At 64.9% G+C, this 14,345-nt stretch carries 17 protein-coding genes and 1 riboswitch; of the genes, 13 read left to right on the top strand and 4 right to left on the bottom strand.

The features are described 5' to 3' along the window. On the bottom strand, positions 1 to 258 hold the full coding sequence (gene thiS / locus HK353_RS05590) for a sulfur carrier protein ThiS (protein ID WP_173153625.1): 258 nt from the start codon (positions 256 to 258) through the stop codon (positions 1 to 3). Next, positions 255 to 1,412: a glycine oxidase ThiO gene (thiO, locus tag HK353_RS05595; RefSeq protein ID WP_173153628.1), complete on the bottom strand. Its 1,158-nt coding sequence runs from the start codon at positions 1,410 to 1,412 to the stop codon at positions 255 to 257. Before thiO ends, thiS begins: the two co-directional genes overlap by 4 nt. Next, positions 1,402 to 1,505, bottom strand: a riboswitch (TPP riboswitch). It overlaps the preceding gene by 11 nt. Positions 1,506 to 1,516: 11 nt before the next feature. Here thiO and thiE point away from each other — a divergent pair. Beyond that, positions 1,517 to 2,200 (top strand): thiamine phosphate synthase, encoded by a 684-nt coding sequence (gene thiE, locus HK353_RS05600; RefSeq protein WP_245395814.1) that lies wholly within the window; start codon positions 1,517 to 1,519, stop codon positions 2,198 to 2,200. Next, the gene (locus tag HK353_RS05605; RefSeq protein WP_173153633.1) at positions 2,197 to 3,162 is read left to right on the top strand and encodes a ketopantoate reductase family protein; all 966 of its coding nucleotides are present in this window, start codon (positions 2,197 to 2,199) and stop codon (positions 3,160 to 3,162) included. Before thiE ends, HK353_RS05605 begins: the two co-directional genes overlap by 4 nt. On the opposite strand, the gene HK353_RS05610 is transcribed toward HK353_RS05605, so the two are convergent. Then, positions 3,116 to 3,691, bottom strand: coding sequence for a histone deacetylase (locus HK353_RS05610; RefSeq protein WP_173153636.1), 576 nt, complete (start codon positions 3,689 to 3,691; stop codon positions 3,116 to 3,118). The two genes, HK353_RS05605 and HK353_RS05610, sit on opposite strands and share 47 nt — an antisense overlap. 192 nt (positions 3,692 to 3,883) lie before the next feature. Between HK353_RS05610 and HK353_RS05615 the strand changes: the two genes are divergently transcribed. The 5 genes from HK353_RS05615 to HK353_RS05635 all read left to right on the top strand — a co-directional run bounded on the left by HK353_RS05615 (position 3,884) and on the right by HK353_RS05635 (position 8,410). Further along, positions 3,884 to 4,093, top strand: a complete 210-nt coding sequence (locus tag HK353_RS05615; RefSeq protein ID WP_281063452.1) for a response regulator transcription factor — start codon at positions 3,884 to 3,886, stop codon at positions 4,091 to 4,093. Further along, positions 4,090 to 5,343, top strand: a complete 1,254-nt coding sequence (locus HK353_RS05620) for an alpha-hydroxy acid oxidase (protein WP_173153639.1) — start codon at positions 4,090 to 4,092, stop codon at positions 5,341 to 5,343. The genes HK353_RS05615 and HK353_RS05620 overlap by 4 nt, the downstream gene beginning before the upstream one ends. A gap of 66 nt (positions 5,344 to 5,409) precedes the next feature. Further along, a complete protein-coding gene (locus HK353_RS17280) occupies positions 5,410 to 5,562 on the top strand; it encodes an NAD(P)-binding protein (protein WP_173153642.1) in 153 nt (50 codons plus the stop codon). Positions 5,563 to 5,874: 312 nt separating this feature from the next. Next, a complete protein-coding gene (locus HK353_RS05630) occupies positions 5,875 to 7,353 on the top strand; it encodes an amino acid permease (protein WP_281063450.1) in 1,479 nt (492 codons plus the stop codon). 121 nt (positions 7,354 to 7,474) lie between these two features. Then, positions 7,475 to 8,410, top strand: coding sequence for an ABC transporter substrate-binding protein (locus HK353_RS05635; RefSeq protein ID WP_342589825.1), 936 nt, complete (start codon positions 7,475 to 7,477; stop codon positions 8,408 to 8,410). Positions 8,411 to 8,446: 36 nt separating this feature from the next. Here the strand turns inward: HK353_RS05635 and HK353_RS05640 are convergent, their stop codons facing one another. Beyond that, complete coding sequence (locus tag HK353_RS05640) at positions 8,447 to 8,905, bottom strand: NUDIX hydrolase (RefSeq protein ID WP_173153647.1); 459 nt, start codon at positions 8,903 to 8,905, stop codon at positions 8,447 to 8,449. A gap of 91 nt (positions 8,906 to 8,996) precedes the next feature. Here HK353_RS05640 and HK353_RS05645 point away from each other — a divergent pair, with 91 nt between their 5' ends. From HK353_RS05645 to HK353_RS05670, 6 genes are all read left to right on the top strand, one after another. Further along, complete coding sequence (locus HK353_RS05645) at positions 8,997 to 9,785, top strand: alpha/beta fold hydrolase (RefSeq protein WP_173153650.1); 789 nt, start codon at positions 8,997 to 8,999, stop codon at positions 9,783 to 9,785. A gap of 72 nt (positions 9,786 to 9,857) precedes the next feature. Beyond that, positions 9,858 to 10,766, top strand: a complete 909-nt coding sequence (locus tag HK353_RS05650; RefSeq protein ID WP_173153653.1) for a rhodanese-like domain-containing protein — start codon at positions 9,858 to 9,860, stop codon at positions 10,764 to 10,766. Further along, complete coding sequence (locus HK353_RS05655) at positions 10,766 to 11,251, top strand: SufE family protein (RefSeq protein ID WP_173153656.1); 486 nt, start codon at positions 10,766 to 10,768, stop codon at positions 11,249 to 11,251. The genes HK353_RS05650 and HK353_RS05655 overlap by 1 nt, the downstream gene beginning before the upstream one ends. A 96-nt stretch (positions 11,252 to 11,347) precedes the next feature. Then, on the top strand, positions 11,348 to 12,415 hold the full coding sequence (locus tag HK353_RS05660; protein ID WP_173153659.1) for an iron chelate uptake ABC transporter family permease subunit: 1,068 nt from the start codon (positions 11,348 to 11,350) through the stop codon (positions 12,413 to 12,415). An 86-nt stretch (positions 12,416 to 12,501) separates the two neighbouring features. Then, positions 12,502 to 13,515: a FecCD family ABC transporter permease gene (locus HK353_RS05665; protein ID WP_173154396.1), complete on the top strand. Its 1,014-nt coding sequence runs from the start codon at positions 12,502 to 12,504 to the stop codon at positions 13,513 to 13,515. Beyond that, positions 13,512 to 14,339, top strand: a complete 828-nt coding sequence (locus HK353_RS05670) for an ABC transporter ATP-binding protein (RefSeq protein WP_173153662.1) — start codon at positions 13,512 to 13,514, stop codon at positions 14,337 to 14,339. Before HK353_RS05665 ends, HK353_RS05670 begins: the two co-directional genes overlap by 4 nt. The last annotated feature ends 6 nt before the right edge of the window (positions 14,340 to 14,345 follow it).

Raw genomic sequence — 14,345 nt, forward strand, 5'->3', positions numbered from 1 at the left:
TCAGCCTCCCTGCACGGCGGTGACGATGTCGACGGTGTGCCCGTCGGCCAGGGTGTAATCGGACCAGGCACCGCGACGGATGACTTCACCGTCGACGGCCAGGGCGATTCCCAAGCGGCCGCCGTCGGCAGGTGTTCCATCGGGGTTCAGTTTCCGTCCGGTGACCTCGGCAATGAGGTCGAGCGCCGAGGCGGCACCCGGCAGCTCATGGCGATCGCCGTTGAGGACGATGGTCGGTGAGTGGTCGTGGTCGGTCATGAGATGCTCCTCATCGGGTAGGCAGCGGTGTGGTCTGTGGTGAAGCGGTGTGGGGACACGGACTCGAGCGACCCGTCAGGAGGCCAGTCGGACACGGCTCCCAGTGCGAGTTCGGCGCCGAGCCTGCCGCCGAACGGGGCCAAGAGGATGCCGTGGCGGAAGTACCCGGTGCTCACGACGCAGCCGGGATCGATGCGCCCGATCATCGGCAGGTCATCGGGCGAGCCTGGCCGGGCACGGGTGGTGATATCGGTGATCTCCGCGTCGAGGATGCCCGGGACGAGTCGCTGCCCGTCGGCGAGCAGCCGGTGAATCGCCCCGGCCGGAGTGCCGAAGAGTCCGTCCTCACGGGAACTGGCACCGAGCACGATCTCGCCGTCGGGGCGGGGGACCAAGTAGACGGAGCGACCGTTGACCAGCCCGCGGATGGTGCGGCTCAGCAACGGAGTCGCCTCGGTGGGGGCACGCAGTCGCAGAACATCACCCCAGACCTCACGCAGAGGCAGAGCCGGGGCACCGACGATCGCGGACACAGCGCTGCCGGCGCAGATGATCACCTGATCGGCCTCCAACCGGCGGCCATCGCCCAGTGCGACTCCCACAGTCGTATCGCCGTCCTTGATCAGTTCGGCCGCCGGCTGCCGAACGAAGCGCCCTGAATCAGGGGACAGGACAGTCAGCAATGCGGCAGTGAGCCGACGGGGGTCGATCGAGTGATCGCCTGGAATGTGCACGGCCCCGGCGACGGCAGGCGACAACGACGGCTCAACCCGGCGGGCAGCACTGCCGGTGATGAGCTCGGTGGCGAATCCGGATCGCGATTGTGCATCGCGCAGCTCCCGCAGAGCCTGCAGATCTGCTCGGTCACCGGCGCATACCAATGTTCCGGCATCCGAAAAACCGAGATCGCTGCCGGCGGCGCTCGCCACCTCGCCGGAGAACTGAGGATACATCTGTGCGGAGGCCCGCATCAGCGGATACAGGGGAGTCTGCCCCCAGACCACCTCGGCGGCGGGAGCGAGCATCCCTGCGGCCGCATGACTCGCACCCTGGGCGGGCGCAGGATCGATGATGGTGACTTCGGCACCGAGGCGGCGCAGATACCAGGCCGTGGACAGGCCGATGATCCCGGCGCCGACGACAATGACTCTCATAGCTTCTCCCTCCGGCGGCATGATCCGCATCAGGTCTGACGGTCGGCTCTTACGCCCTCTCAGCCTCGTTGGGAGGCTCCCGCGAACTCCTCTACTCTATGACCATGACCACACAGATGCCACCGTGCACCGCAGCGCGGCAGACGAAGAGAGCCTGGAGAGAGGCCCGACTGGCAGAGGCGAAGCTCTACCTGTGCACCGATGCCCGGACCGTTCAAGGCGACCTCGCCGAGTTCCTCGACGCCGCCTACCGTGGGGGAGTCGACATCATCCAACTGAGAGACAAGAGCCTCGAAGCTCGCGCCGAGATCGCGGCATTGGAGATCCTCAAAGATGTTGCCGCCCGTCACGACAAGCTCTTCTCCGTCAACGACCGTGCCGACGTCGCACTGCTGACCGACGCCGATGTCTTCCACGTCGGTCAAGGCGACCTCACCAGTGCTCAGGCCAGGGCCGTGCTCGGACCCGATATCATCCTCGGCCGCTCGACCCATTCCCTCGAGCAGGCGCTCGCCGCCGAGGCGGACCCGGAGACCGACTATTTCTGTGTCGGGCCGGTGTGGGAGACCCCCACGAAGCCCGGACGTGCCGCTGTGGGGACGGCGATGCTGACCGCCGCCGCCGCCGAGGCGGCCAAACCGTGGTTCGCGATCGGTGGTATCGCGACAGCGGAGAGGCTGGACGCGATCCGTCAAGCGGGCGCGAGGCGTGCCGTCGTCGTCCGTGCGATAACCTCGGCTGAGGATCCCGCTGCGGCCGCGCGGGAGCTCAAGGAGGAGTTGGAATGACCCACGCAGCTGACAGCGCATCCGACGGAATCGGTGCTGGTGCCGACCTGTCGATTCTCATCGCCGGGGCGGGGGCCACCGGCGGAGCGTTCGGCACCTATCTGCAGGAGGCCGGACGCGATGTCACTTTCCTGCTCCGACAGGCACGGGCGGAGACGGTCCGCGCGGAGGGACTGCGCTTCACTGCACCCGGTGATGATCGGACGAATCAGGTCGATGTCATCACCGCTGAGGAGCTCGCAGCCGCACCACGAACTTTCGACCTCGTCCTCGTCGCGGTCAAAGCGGGTGGACTCGACTCGGTCATCGCCGACATCGGACCGGCTGTCGGCGAACAGACGACGATCATCCCGTTCCTCAACGGTATGGCTCAGATCGAGAAGCTGCAGAGCAGATACCCCGGACAGGTGCTCGGAGGGTTCGTCAAGATCGTCGGCACCATCAGGGGCGGAGCTGTCGTTCAGCTCACCGACTTGGCCGTGATGACCATCGGAGACCTCCACGGTGCCGAAGTGCCCACACGAATCGTCGAGGCGCTCGATGTGCCCGGATTCAAACTCCAGACCGTCGGTGGAATCATCGATGGGCTGTGGGAGAAATGGACTTTCATCGCCGCGGCGGGAGTCGTCACCTGCCTGTTCCGAGCCCCGGTCGGAGCGATCATGGAAGCCGGCGGCAGATCGCACGTGCATGCCATCGTCGATGAACTCGAAGCCGTAGCAGCTGCGGCCGGACACTCGGTGTCGGAGGCCTCCCACGCCACGACAATCAAGATGCTCACCGAGGACGGTTCGGCCTTCACCTCGTCCCTCTACCGGGACGTGACGGCAGGGCTGCCGAGCGAAACGGAGCACATCCTCGGCGACCTATCGCTCAAGGCAGAGGAACTGGGAGTGGCGACGCCGCTGCTCGACCTCACGCTTGTGCAGCTGCGGGCAGGGGAAGCCCAGAAGCAGCTCTGACTTCGGCAATGCCGGTGCGCAGCATCGCCAGATACGGCTCCTGCGGCTGAGTGTGTTCGACGTCGGACGAACCATGCGCGGCGGTGAACGTGACCATGGGGACGCCGTCGACATCGTCGAGGACGAGCAGCGTCTCGTAGCCGCCCGGACCCAGAGAGTGGGAGCTGCCGGCTGCCAGATCGAAGACGAGGCGTTCCAGCGGACTGTCTGGTTCGGGCGGTCGGTGCATCTCCTGTGCCGCCACATCGGCGAACTGTTCGGCAGTGATGAGGTAGGCCTTGGCGGGGGTCGGTCCGGGGACGAAATGATCGTAGAAGGCCATGCCGCCGCCCCACACCTTGGATTCGCCGGCGAAATAGATCGTTCCGGGCAGTTCGATTCCGGCTTCTGCGCGGGGCAGTGTTGCGTCCCTGGCACCTGGATAGGTGACCATCGCCCCGGGCGGTCGCCCGCCCTGCAGATAGCAGGCGAGCCGATCGCGAGCCATGTTCGATCCGTAGCTGACGTACCACACATATGTTTGAGACATCCGTGCCATCGTGACATCTCGGTCTTGGAATTCGGTGAATCGGTGCCGTGTGCGTCCTCTCCCGCGCCGGCGTAATCGGCGGACGAGCTCGGCGCTGCCGGTGATGGCCAGGGCGATGCCGATGCCCACGGCGACCCCGACGTCGTCCGGCAGCTGCTCACCACCTCGGAGAGGCAGAACACACTGCCGACCCTGACTTCGCGAGAGAGTGAAGTGCTCGAGGCGATGGCCGAAAGACTGTCGAACCAGGGAATCGGGGAACGGCTCTTCGTCTCGGTCAGCTCCGTCGAAAAGGCGATCAGCTCTATCTTCGATAAACTCGGCCTCCAGGCAGGGGAGACCACGAGCCGTGGTGTCGCGGCAGTGCTCGCCTGCCTCAGCCGAGAACGAGGAGAGAAATGAAGCGCCGACTGCCCGATCTGAGAGAACTCGCCCCCTTGCTGCAGTTCGACCTGCCCCGACTCGACCGGGTCGCAGCCAGGTTGGAGTCGGCCGCCGACATCTGGGACCTTCGCCGCATCGCCAAGCGCGTGACACCGACCGCGCCGTTCGACTATGTCGACGGTGCCGCTTTGGACGAACGGACCTTGACGAAGAACCGTGAAGCGCTCGGCAACGTTGAGCTCCGTCCGCGCATCCTCCACGGAGTCGACGCGCCGGACACGTCGACGACGATCGCCGGTGCCCGGACCCGGCTGCCCTTCGGCATCGCCCCGACCGGCTACACCCGCATGATGCACTCCGAAGGCGAGGCCGCCGGAGTGCGTGCCGCGGCGAAGGCCGGAATCCCGTTCTCACTGTCGACGATGGGCACGACCTCGGTCGAAGACGTCGCACAGGCGGCACCGGATTCCACCCGGTGGTTCCAGCTCTACCTGTGGAAGGACCGGCAGCGCAGCCTCGACCTGATCCAACGGGCCGCCGCCAGCGGTTACGAAACCTTGCTGGTCACCGTCGATACTCCGATCACCGGTCAGCGTCTGCGCGATCACCGCAACGGTCTGACGATCCCGCCCCGGCTGACGCTGGGTACAATTCTCGATGCCTCCTATCGTCCCGGCTGGTGGTTCAACTTCCTCACCACCGAACCGCCGAAATACGCATCGCTGTCGAACACCTCCCAGTCCCTGGCGGAGATGACGAAGACGATGTTCGATCCGACACTCGACCTCGATGACCTGCGGTGGATCCGTGAACAGTGGAATGGACGGCTGTTCGTCAAGGGGATCCTCACTGCCGAGGATGCTCGGCGTGCTCAATCCGTCGGAGCCGATGGACTCGTCGTCTCCAATCACGGTGGCCGACAGCTCGATCGGGCTCCGGACTCGCTGACCTCGCTGGCCGAAGTCCGTGCGGAGGTCGGACCGGAGATGGAGCTGATCTTCGATTCCGGGATCATGTCCGGCACCGACGTCGTCACCGCACTCTGCGCCGGAGCCGACTTCGTGCTCATCGGGCGGGCGTACCTGTACGGGCTCATGGCCGGAGGCCAACGCGGAGTCGAGAGGGCAATCGAGCTCATCGAACAGGAGATCCTCACCGCCATGGGACTCATGGGTGCCCGCAGCATCACCGATTTGGGTCCCGAGCTCGTCCGCGGGCTCCCTCAGGCACCGGCCGCCGACCGGGAGCTGCGGACCGACGCTGTCTGAGCCTCGGCCCGACGATGGAGTCCACGCAGGATCAGCGCGGCAACGGTCAACGAACAGCTGAAGCGCGTGGACTCGGACGAGCCGCGCATCCTCATCGTCGGAGCCGGAATCGCCGGAATAACCCTGGCGCAGCTGCTCCGGGGGCGCGGGATGCACCCGATCCTCATCGACCGATCGGCCGATTCCGGTCGGATGATCGGTGACAACCGAGCCGGATAAATGCTCGCCCTCACGCCCTTGGTCGATCCCATCATCGAAGAATTCGAGTGCCGGGAAGCCTACCTCGAGGCCAGCGTCGGCATCGATCGCTAGATTGCCCCGTCATCGCCGACGGAATGAATTCCCACACCCGCGGGCTCGTGACGCCCGAGCACCAGCCGCCGCAACAGTCGCGAGCTGCTCGAATCTCCGCCGAAGAGGATGTGACCCTCCTCCCACCCTGCCTCTTCGTCGGCCGCGGGCGCCCCCGTTGTGGTAGGAATGGCCAGGGTCCTCGTGCGCGGACCTGCCGAACCACGAACGAGGATGACCATGGGAATGCCAGCCGCCTCGGCGAACGAAGAACGCCGACTCCGACGGGGACTGAAGTCCCGTCACCTGCAGATGATCGCCATCGGCGGCGCCATCGGCACCGGGCTCTTCCTCGGCTCCGGCGGCACGATCTCTCAAGCCGGCCCCGGAGGTGCCCTGCTGGCCTACGCCGCGATCGGCATCATGGTCCTCTTCGTCATGCAGTCCCTCGGCGAGATGTCGACCCACCTGCCCGTCGCCGGATCGTTCCACACCTACGGAACCAAATACGTGAGTCCCTCGTTCGGCTTCGCCATGGGCTGGAACTACTGGTTCAACTGGGCGATCACCTTGGCCGCCGAACTCGTCGCCGCCGGCGTCATCATGTCCTTCTGGTTCCCCGACGTGCCGTCGTGGATCTGGGCGGCGGTCTTCCTCATCCTGCTGGCCGGGCTGAACTTCCTGTCGGCGAAGGCCTTCGGCGAAGGCGAATTCTGGTTCGCCGCCATCAAGGTCACGGCCGTGCTGGCGTTCCTCGTCCTCGGTGTGCTCATGATCGCCGGCATCCTCGGCGGAACCGCACCCGGGGTGAGCAATTGGACGACGGGAGAAGCTCCGTTCGTCGGTGGATGGATGTCTGTCATCAGTGTGTTCATGATCGCCGGGTTCTCGTTCCAGGGCACCGAGCTCGTCGGCGTCACCGCGGGGGAGTCGGAGAACCCGCGCACGGACATGCCGCGCGCCATCCGCACCGTGTTCTGGCGCATCATGCTCTTCTACATCGGCGCCATCGCCGTCATCGGCTTCCTGCTGCCCTATACCGATCCCTCGCTGCTGGCCTCGGCAAACAATGAGGACATCACGGCCTCACCGTTCACCCTCGTCTTCGAGCGCGCCGGAATCGCCGTGGCCGCCGGGATGATGAATGCCGTCATCCTCACCGCAATCCTCTCCGCCGGCAACTCCGGCCTCTACGCCTCCACCCGCATGCTCTACGCCATGGCCAAAGAGGGAACCGCGCCGAGGCTGTTCGCCCGACTCAATGAACGCGGAGTCCCCGTCATGGCGCTGCTGGCCACCGCCGTGATCGGACTGTTCGGATTCCTCACCGAGATCATGGGCGACGGCGGCGCCTACACCTGGCTGATGAACGTCTCCGGGCTCTCCGGCTTCATCGTCTGGGTCGGCATCGCTTGGTGCCACTTCCGGTTTCGCCGCGCCTATGTGCGGCAGGGGCATTCTGTTGCGGACCTGCCGTATCGGGCGCCGCTTTTCCCGATCGGCCCGATCATCGCACTCATCATGCTCATCGTCGTCATCATCGGCCAGAACGTGCAGGCCATCGTCAATGGGCAGCTGCTTCAGGTCGCCAGCGCGTATGCCGGGCTTCCGGCGTTCCTGCTGCTGTGGGTCATCCACCGCATCGTCACGGGTCGACGCTCACGCATGGTCGCCCTCGACGACATGGACGTCGAGGGACTCGAGATCAAGGCTCCCTGATCCCTCGGTTGATCCCTCGCCGAGGCGGCCGTGCGGTCGGATTCGAACCGCCGGAAAAATGGGTTAAGATAGGCTCGCCTAACTACTCAAGAAGGATTCCATGCGCCGTATTCTCGCCCCAGTGATTGCCTCAGTTCTCGTCCTCGCCGGCTGCGGCGGAGGAGCAGATTCAGCCGACGAGGCCTCGGGGCCCACAGTCGACACGAAGTTCGGCGCCGTCGAGGTGCCCGCCGACCCGCAGAAGGTCGTGGCGCTGGGATGGGGCGATGCCGAGACCGCTCTGGCGCTCGGAGTCCAGCCCGTCGGCGCCTCGGACTGGGTCGATTTCGGCGGCAAGGGAGTCGGCCCCTGGGCCGAACACCTCTACGACGAAGCCCCGGAGATCATCGCGACGATGGAACCCGACTACGAGGCCATTGCCGCACTCGAGCCCGATGTCATCCTCGACACGAACAGCTCCGGAGAGAAGGAGCGCTACGACCGTCTCTCCGAGATCGCTCCCACGGTCGGAGTGCCAGAAGGCGGCGACAACTACCTGACGACGATGGACCAGCAGGTCGACCTCGTCTCCCAGGCGCTCGGCAAGGAAGACGACGGGAAGAAGCTGCTCGACGACCTCGATGAGACCTACGCCGATGCGCGCGAAGCCCATCCGGAGTTCAAGGACAAGTCCGTGACCGTGGCAGCGAAGACCTCAGAGGGCTGGGGTGCCTACGTCGAGGAATCAGGTCGCGTGCAGGTCATGAAGCAGCTCGGCTTCAAGCAGTCTGAGACGATCGCCGGAATGAAGGCGGACGGCTTCTCCGTGCCGATCTCCGAGGAGAACCTCGATCAGCTCGATGCAGACCTGCTGCTGACGTTCCCGATCTACATCGAGGATTCCGATGTCACCGATGATCCTGCCTATAAGCGCGTTCCTGCCGTCAAAGACGGGCACGACCTCGTTCTGACCAAGGACAATGACGACATCCGAAAGGCATTCTCGCTCAATTCGATCCTCTCGGCGAAATACACCGCAGAAGAGCTCCCGGATCTCATCGCAGACAAAGTGAAGTAAACGGCGGTCGAGTGCAGCTGCGCCTCTGCGCAGAACTCACACAGCGGCGCGCCACGCATTCAGTCCGATGTCGATGATGCGGGCGTGCCGCACCTCTGGCAGGGAACTGATCGGCAGCCATTCCGCCCGATCCGTCGTCCCATCGACTTCGAGCGTGCCAAGGGTGCCGCCTGTGATTCGTGCCTCGTAGACGACCCGTACGCCCTTGAAGGGGCGATCCGTCGAATCGCTGAAGATCGGATTGCGACGTGGTTCGGTGAAGGAATGAGTGGTCAGAGGGCGGACGATCTCAGCGTCGAACCCGGTCTCCTCTTTGATCTCCCGGACCGTGCCGGCTTCGATGCTCTCGTCGAACTCGATTCCGCCGCCGGGCAGCGTCCAGATCGCGTGCAGCCGGTCCTTTCCGCCGTTGAACCAGCTGAGGAGGATTTCGTCGTCGTCATTGACGATGACCGCGTATCCGGCAAGTCGGGTGTCATATTCGGAGAAGTGCATGACCTCACCCTACCCGGGCCAGCAGTGACCGTCGCGGGAGAAACTCAATAGGGCTGCTGTTATGCAGTACGTCACGGGCTAGGCTGAGATCGTGACCACCATCAACAGCACTCGAATCGGCGAGTCCGGGCGCCTGGTCGTCTTCCTCCACGGCCTGTTCGGCCGAGGCAAGAACTTCACCCGCATCGCCAAGGACATCGAGCCCGAATTCTCCAGCCTTCTCATCGACCTGCCCAACCACGGCGAGTCCGAATGGACCGAGAGCTTCGACTATGTCGAGCTCGCCGATGCCGTGGCGGCCCATATCGCCGAGGCGGTCGACCCCGAAGATCAGCCTGTGCACCTGGTCGGACATTCCCTCGGTGGGAAGGTCGCCATGGTGCTCGCCCTGCGCCACCCGGAACTCATCGACCGCCTCGTCGTCGTCGACATCGGCCCCAATGCCGGTGGGTCCACCGGAGTCTTCGACCATCTGCTCTCCAGTCTCGCCGCCCTCGATCTCGACCGGATCGAATCGCGCACCGACGCGGATGAGGCGCTTCGGGACCCGATCCCCGAGGCCGCGATCAGGGGATTCCTGCTGCAGAACCTGCGCCCCACCTCGGCGGGGTATTCCTGGCAGCCCAACCTCGCACTGCTGCATTCTAGCCTTGACGTCATCGGGGACTTCCCGGACATGGGCGGTGCCGTCTTCGACCATCCGGTCCTCTGGGTCGCCGGTGAGAAATCGGACTACGTCGATCGTGACGACCTTCCGAAGATGCGCAGTCTGTTTCCCCGCACCACCCTTCTCACCGTCAAGGGTTCGGGGCATTGGGTGCATTCGGAGAAGCCGCGGGAGTTCGTCTCAGCACTGACGGCATTCCTCAGCCGCCCCTGAAAAGGAATATGCTGAACGCGCTCGACGTTGCCACAGCGAGCACAGTTGGACTCAAACCCTCAGGAGGAATGCGTGAGCACTTCGATCCCGGCCGATCCCGCAGAGAAGTTCGCTGAATACGCGGACGGAACCCGACTGGTCAGCACCGATTGGGTGGCTGAGCGTGCAGGCGATCCCGGACTCGTCATCGTCGAAAGCGACGAAGACGTGCTGCTCTACGAGACGGGGCATATTCCCGGAGCGGTCAAGGTCGATTGGCACACGGAACTCAACGACCCGGTCACCCGTGACTACGTCGACGGCGAAGGATTCGCCGCACTCATGTCCGCCAAGGGCATCTCGCGCGATGACACCATCGTCGTCTACGGCGACAAGTCCAACTGGTGGGCCGCCTACGCGCTGTGGGTCTTCACTCTCTTCGGCCACGAAGACGTTCGCCTCATGGACGGCGGTCGCTCGAAATGGCAGGCCGAGGGCCGCGAGATGACCACGGGCAAGCCGCGCCCCGAACCCACCGAATACCCCGTCGTCGAACGCGACGACTCGGTCATCCGCGCCTTCCTGCCCGAGGTCCGCGACAGCCTCGGCGACCTTCCGCTCATCGATGTGCGCAGCCCGGAAGAATACACCGGCGAACGTACCCACATGCCTGCCTATCCGGAGGAAGGCGCGCTGCGCGGCGGACATATCCCCGGCGCGAAGTCTATGCCCTGGGGCAAGGCGGCCAACGAAGACGGCACCTTCAAGTCCGCCGCCGAACTCAAGGAGCTCTACACCGAGCAGGCAGGGCTGGGCACCAGCGACGAGGTCATCGCCTACTGCCGGATCGGCGAACGCTCCAGCCACACCTGGTTCGTCCTCAAGCACCTCCTCGGATACGAGAACGTGCGCAACTACGACGGCTCCTGGACTGAATGGGGCAATGTCGTCGGCGTGCCGATCGTCACCGGAGCGGAGCCCGGAGAGGTGCCAGGACGCTGATGACCGAGACGACGACGCCCAAGACCGACGATCTGCCGGAGGCGCTGGCAGAGATCGTCACGGATTTCGCCGAAACCCCGGCCGATGACCGCCTCCAGGTGCTGTTGGAGTTCGCGACTGACCTTCCCGACCTTCCGGAGAAGTACACGGACCACCCGGAGCTGCTCGAGCCCGTGCCCGAATGCCAGTCGCCGATCTTCCTCGTCACCGAGGTGGCCGACCCCCAGGCGGGGGAGCGGGCGGAAGTGCGCCTGCACTTCTCCGCACCTCCGGAGGCGCCGACGACGCGAGGCTTCGCCGGGATCCTGCACGAAGGGCTCGACGGAGCCACCGCCGAGGCGATCCTCTCGGTTCCAGCCGACCTGCCCCTGCGGCTGTCGATGTCGGAGATCGTCAGCCCGCTGAGGCTGCGCGGAATGAGTGGAATGCTCTCGCGGATCCAGCGGCAGGTGTCCGAGAGGATCGGTAAGATCACAGCCGAGTGAGACGTCTCTCGCTTGGCTGAGGTGGTCCAGTGAGTTACAGTGTGGTTAGCCTGCCCTTAGTCACCTGACCACTACCTCACTCAAAGGACCACCTCGATGACCGGTTCCGCCACCTCTGCCGAGGCGAAACCGCATACCGACACCAGTCATCCGACCGGTGGGAGCCTGCGTATCAGAAGAGTGCTGGGACTGGTCGCAGCGATCATTGCGCTCATCGTCGTGATCGCAGCCTCCTTGGCGATCGGCGCCAGGGACATGCCGATCTCGGAAGTGCTCGCCGCCTTCTTCGCGCCTACCGGAAGCGACGATCAGCTCGTCGTCCTCGAACTGCGCCTGCCGCGGACCGTGCTCGGCATCCTCGTCGGAATGGGATTGGGCCTGGCCGGCGGTCTCATCCAAGCACTGACGCGCAACCCCCTGGCCGATCCGGGCATCCTCGGCGTCAACGCGGGTGCGTCCCTGGCGATCACTATCGGCGTCGCATTCTTCGGGATCTCCTCGATCACCGGTTACATCTGGTTCGCGTTCGCCGGCGCCCTCGTCGCCACTGTCGGCGTCTATGTCATCGGATCCGCAGGCCGCAGCCGCACGGTCGATCCGATCCGCCTGACTCTGGCCGGAGTCGCCGTCGCTGCCGTGCTCACCGGACTGACCAAAGCGATCCTGCTGACCAACGAACGCGCCTTCGACGCTTTCCGATCCTGGGACGTCGGCGCGATCGCCGGCCGCGATTTCGATACGATCACCGCGATCCTGCCGTTCATGGTCATCGGCACCGTGCTCGCACTGGCACTGTCCCACTCACTCAACGCCGTGGCCCTCGGCGACGATCTGGCCGCCAGCCTCGGCACCTCGGTCAACCGCACCCGAGTGCTCTCCATCCTCGCAGTGACCCTTCTTGCCGGAGCCGCTACGGCCGCTGCCGGACCGATCGGATTCATCGGCCTGATGATTCCGCACATCGCCCGATGGATCGTCGGTCCCGACCAGCGCTGGATCCTCGGCTACTCGCTCGTGCTGTCACCCATTCTGCTCCTGGCCTCGGATGTCATCGGCAGAGTCGTGATGAAACCCGGCGAACTCCAAGTCGGAGTCGTCACCGCGTTCGTCGGTGCTCCGGTGCTCATCGCCCTTGTCCGTCGAAAGAAGGCGAGCGGCCTGTGAAGACCACCAACCTCGCGGTCACCGACCGCAGCCTCACCGCGCACCCGCATGCACTGCCGGGGGAGAAAGTCGACTTCGGCCGGCCCATGCTGCGCGTCTTCGGGTTCCGCATCGACCTGCGGGTCGTCATCAGCGCCGGTATCATCACTCTTCTGGCATTGGCCTGCGGCTTCGCCGGTCTCATGCTCGGCAAGTTCTCGCTGACTCCGACCGAAGTGTTCCAGGGACTGTTCGGCGCCGCGGAGAAGCGCATCGTCAATACCGTCGTCGGGGAGTGGCGGGCACCGCGCATCATCGCCGGCATCGTCCTCGGCGCCGGACTCGGAGTCTCCGGAGCCGTGTTCCAATCGCTGACACGAAATCCTCTCGGCTCCCCGGACATCATCGGCTTCTCGACCGGTGCCTACACCGGCGGCATCGTCACGATCATCGTCTTCGGTACGAGTTTCGTCTCCACTGCAGCCGGTGCGATCATCGGCGGACTCCTCACCGCCGTGGTCGTCTACCTGCTCACGTGGAAAGGCGGGGTGCAGGGCTTCCGGCTCATCATCGTGGGTATCGCACTCACGGCGATGCTCAACGCCTTCAATACCTGGCTGATCATGCGCGCCGATCTCGAGCTCGCCATGGCCGCTGCCACCTGGGGTGCCGGAACCCTGAATGGAATGGGCTGGTCGACGATCGCACCGGCGGCTGTGGCCACCATAGTCCTCGCCCTGGCCTGCGGACTCTTCTCCCGTGATCTCGGCACACTGGAACTCGGCGACGATACGGCGAAGGCGCTGGGCGTACGCAATGAGCCCATCCGTGCCGTTCTCATCGTCATCGCCGTCGCCCTCGTCGCTGTGGTCACGGCCGCGGCCGGTCCGATCGCCTTCGTCGCCTTGGCCGCACCGCAGATCGGGCGGCGGATCGCGCGGGCGCAGGGCACCAGCCTGCTGACCTCCGCGGCTGTCGGAGCACTGCTCCTCGTCGCCGCCGACCTCATCGCCCAGCATGCGTTCGGCGACATCCAACTGCCCGTCGGCGTGATCACCGTGAGCATCGGCGGCATCTACCTCATCTGGCTACTCATCCAAGAAGCTCGGAAGGCATCATGAGCATTCCCCACTCTGCAGGCGCAGCCTCCCCGCTGATCGCCGAGAACCTCGATCTGGCCTATGACCAGCGCCAGATTGTCAGCGATCTCGACGTGAGCATTCCCGACGGAAAGTTCTCGATCATCGTCGGCCCCAACGCGTGCGGCAAATCAACCCTGCTGCGGGCCCTCGCGCGACTGCTGCCGCCGACGAAGGGAACTGTGCTTCTCGATGGGAACAACATCGAGAAGATGAAGACGAAGAAGATCGCCCAGCGGTTGGGTCTTCTCCCGCAGTCGTCCATCGCCCCGGACGGGATCACAGTCGCCGAGCTCGTCTCCCGCGGGCGGCACCCGCATCAGTCGTTCCTGCGCCAATGGACCGACGCTGATGAAGCAGCCGTGCTGTCGGCGCTGCGGGCGACGAACACCGAAGAGCTTTCCTCACGGCTCGTCGATGAGCTCTCCGGCGGTCAGCGCCAGCGCGTCTGGGTGGCCATGGTGCTCGCCCAGGAAACTTCCCTCCTGCTGCTCGACGAACCGACGACCTTCCTCGACGTTGCTTACCAGATCGAACTGCTCGACCTGTTCTCCCAGCTCAACCACGAATACGGACACACACTGGTCGCTGTCCTCCACGACCTCAACCAAGCCTGCCGGTACGCCGACGAGATCATCGCCATGAAGAACGGTGCGATCGTCGCGCAAGGGGCTCCGGAGACCATCATCACCTCAGAACTCGTCAACGAGGTCTTCGGCATTGACTGCACAGTCATCGACGATCCGGTCACGGATGCTCCGATGATCGTGGCGGGAGCACCGAAGAAGACCTTCGCTCAGCGCTGACCGGGG

The sequence above is a fragment of the Brevibacterium permense genome, assembly GCF_013280495.1.
Lineage (GTDB): Bacteria > Actinomycetota > Actinomycetes > Actinomycetales > Brevibacteriaceae > Brevibacterium > Brevibacterium permense.

What these genes read in the sequence shown, in the direction of transcription:
- HK353_RS05665 (WP_173154396.1), top strand. Translation starts at nt 12,502, where the DNA reads ATGCTGCGCGTCTTCGGGTTCCGCATCGACCTGCGGGTCGTCATCAGC.
- HK353_RS05620 (WP_173153639.1), top strand. Translation starts at nt 4,090, where the DNA reads ATGAAGCGCCGACTGCCCGATCTGAGAGAACTCGCCCCCTTGCTGCAG.
- HK353_RS05630 (WP_281063450.1), top strand. Translation starts at nt 5,875, where the DNA reads ATGGGAATGCCAGCCGCCTCGGCGAACGAAGAACGCCGACTCCGACGG.
- HK353_RS05655 (WP_173153656.1), top strand. Translation starts at nt 10,766, where the DNA reads ATGACCGAGACGACGACGCCCAAGACCGACGATCTGCCGGAGGCGCTG.
- HK353_RS05640 (WP_173153647.1), bottom strand. Translation starts at nt 8,905, where the DNA reads ATGCACTTCTCCGAATATGACACCCGACTTGCCGGATACGCGGTCATC.
- thiE (WP_245395814.1), top strand. Translation starts at nt 1,517, where the DNA reads ATGACCACACAGATGCCACCGTGCACCGCAGCGCGGCAGACGAAGAGA.
- thiS (WP_173153625.1), bottom strand. Translation starts at nt 258, where the DNA reads ATGACCGACCACGACCACTCACCGACCATCGTCCTCAACGGCGATCGC.
- HK353_RS05605 (WP_173153633.1), top strand. Translation starts at nt 2,197, where the DNA reads ATGACCCACGCAGCTGACAGCGCATCCGACGGAATCGGTGCTGGTGCC.
- HK353_RS05610 (WP_173153636.1), bottom strand. Translation starts at nt 3,691, where the DNA reads ATGTCTCAAACATATGTGTGGTACGTCAGCTACGGATCGAACATGGCT.
- HK353_RS05660 (WP_173153659.1), top strand. Translation starts at nt 11,348, where the DNA reads ATGACCGGTTCCGCCACCTCTGCCGAGGCGAAACCGCATACCGACACC.
- HK353_RS05670 (WP_173153662.1), top strand. Translation starts at nt 13,512, where the DNA reads ATGAGCATTCCCCACTCTGCAGGCGCAGCCTCCCCGCTGATCGCCGAG.
- thiO (WP_173153628.1), bottom strand. Translation starts at nt 1,412, where the DNA reads ATGAGAGTCATTGTCGTCGGCGCCGGGATCATCGGCCTGTCCACGGCC.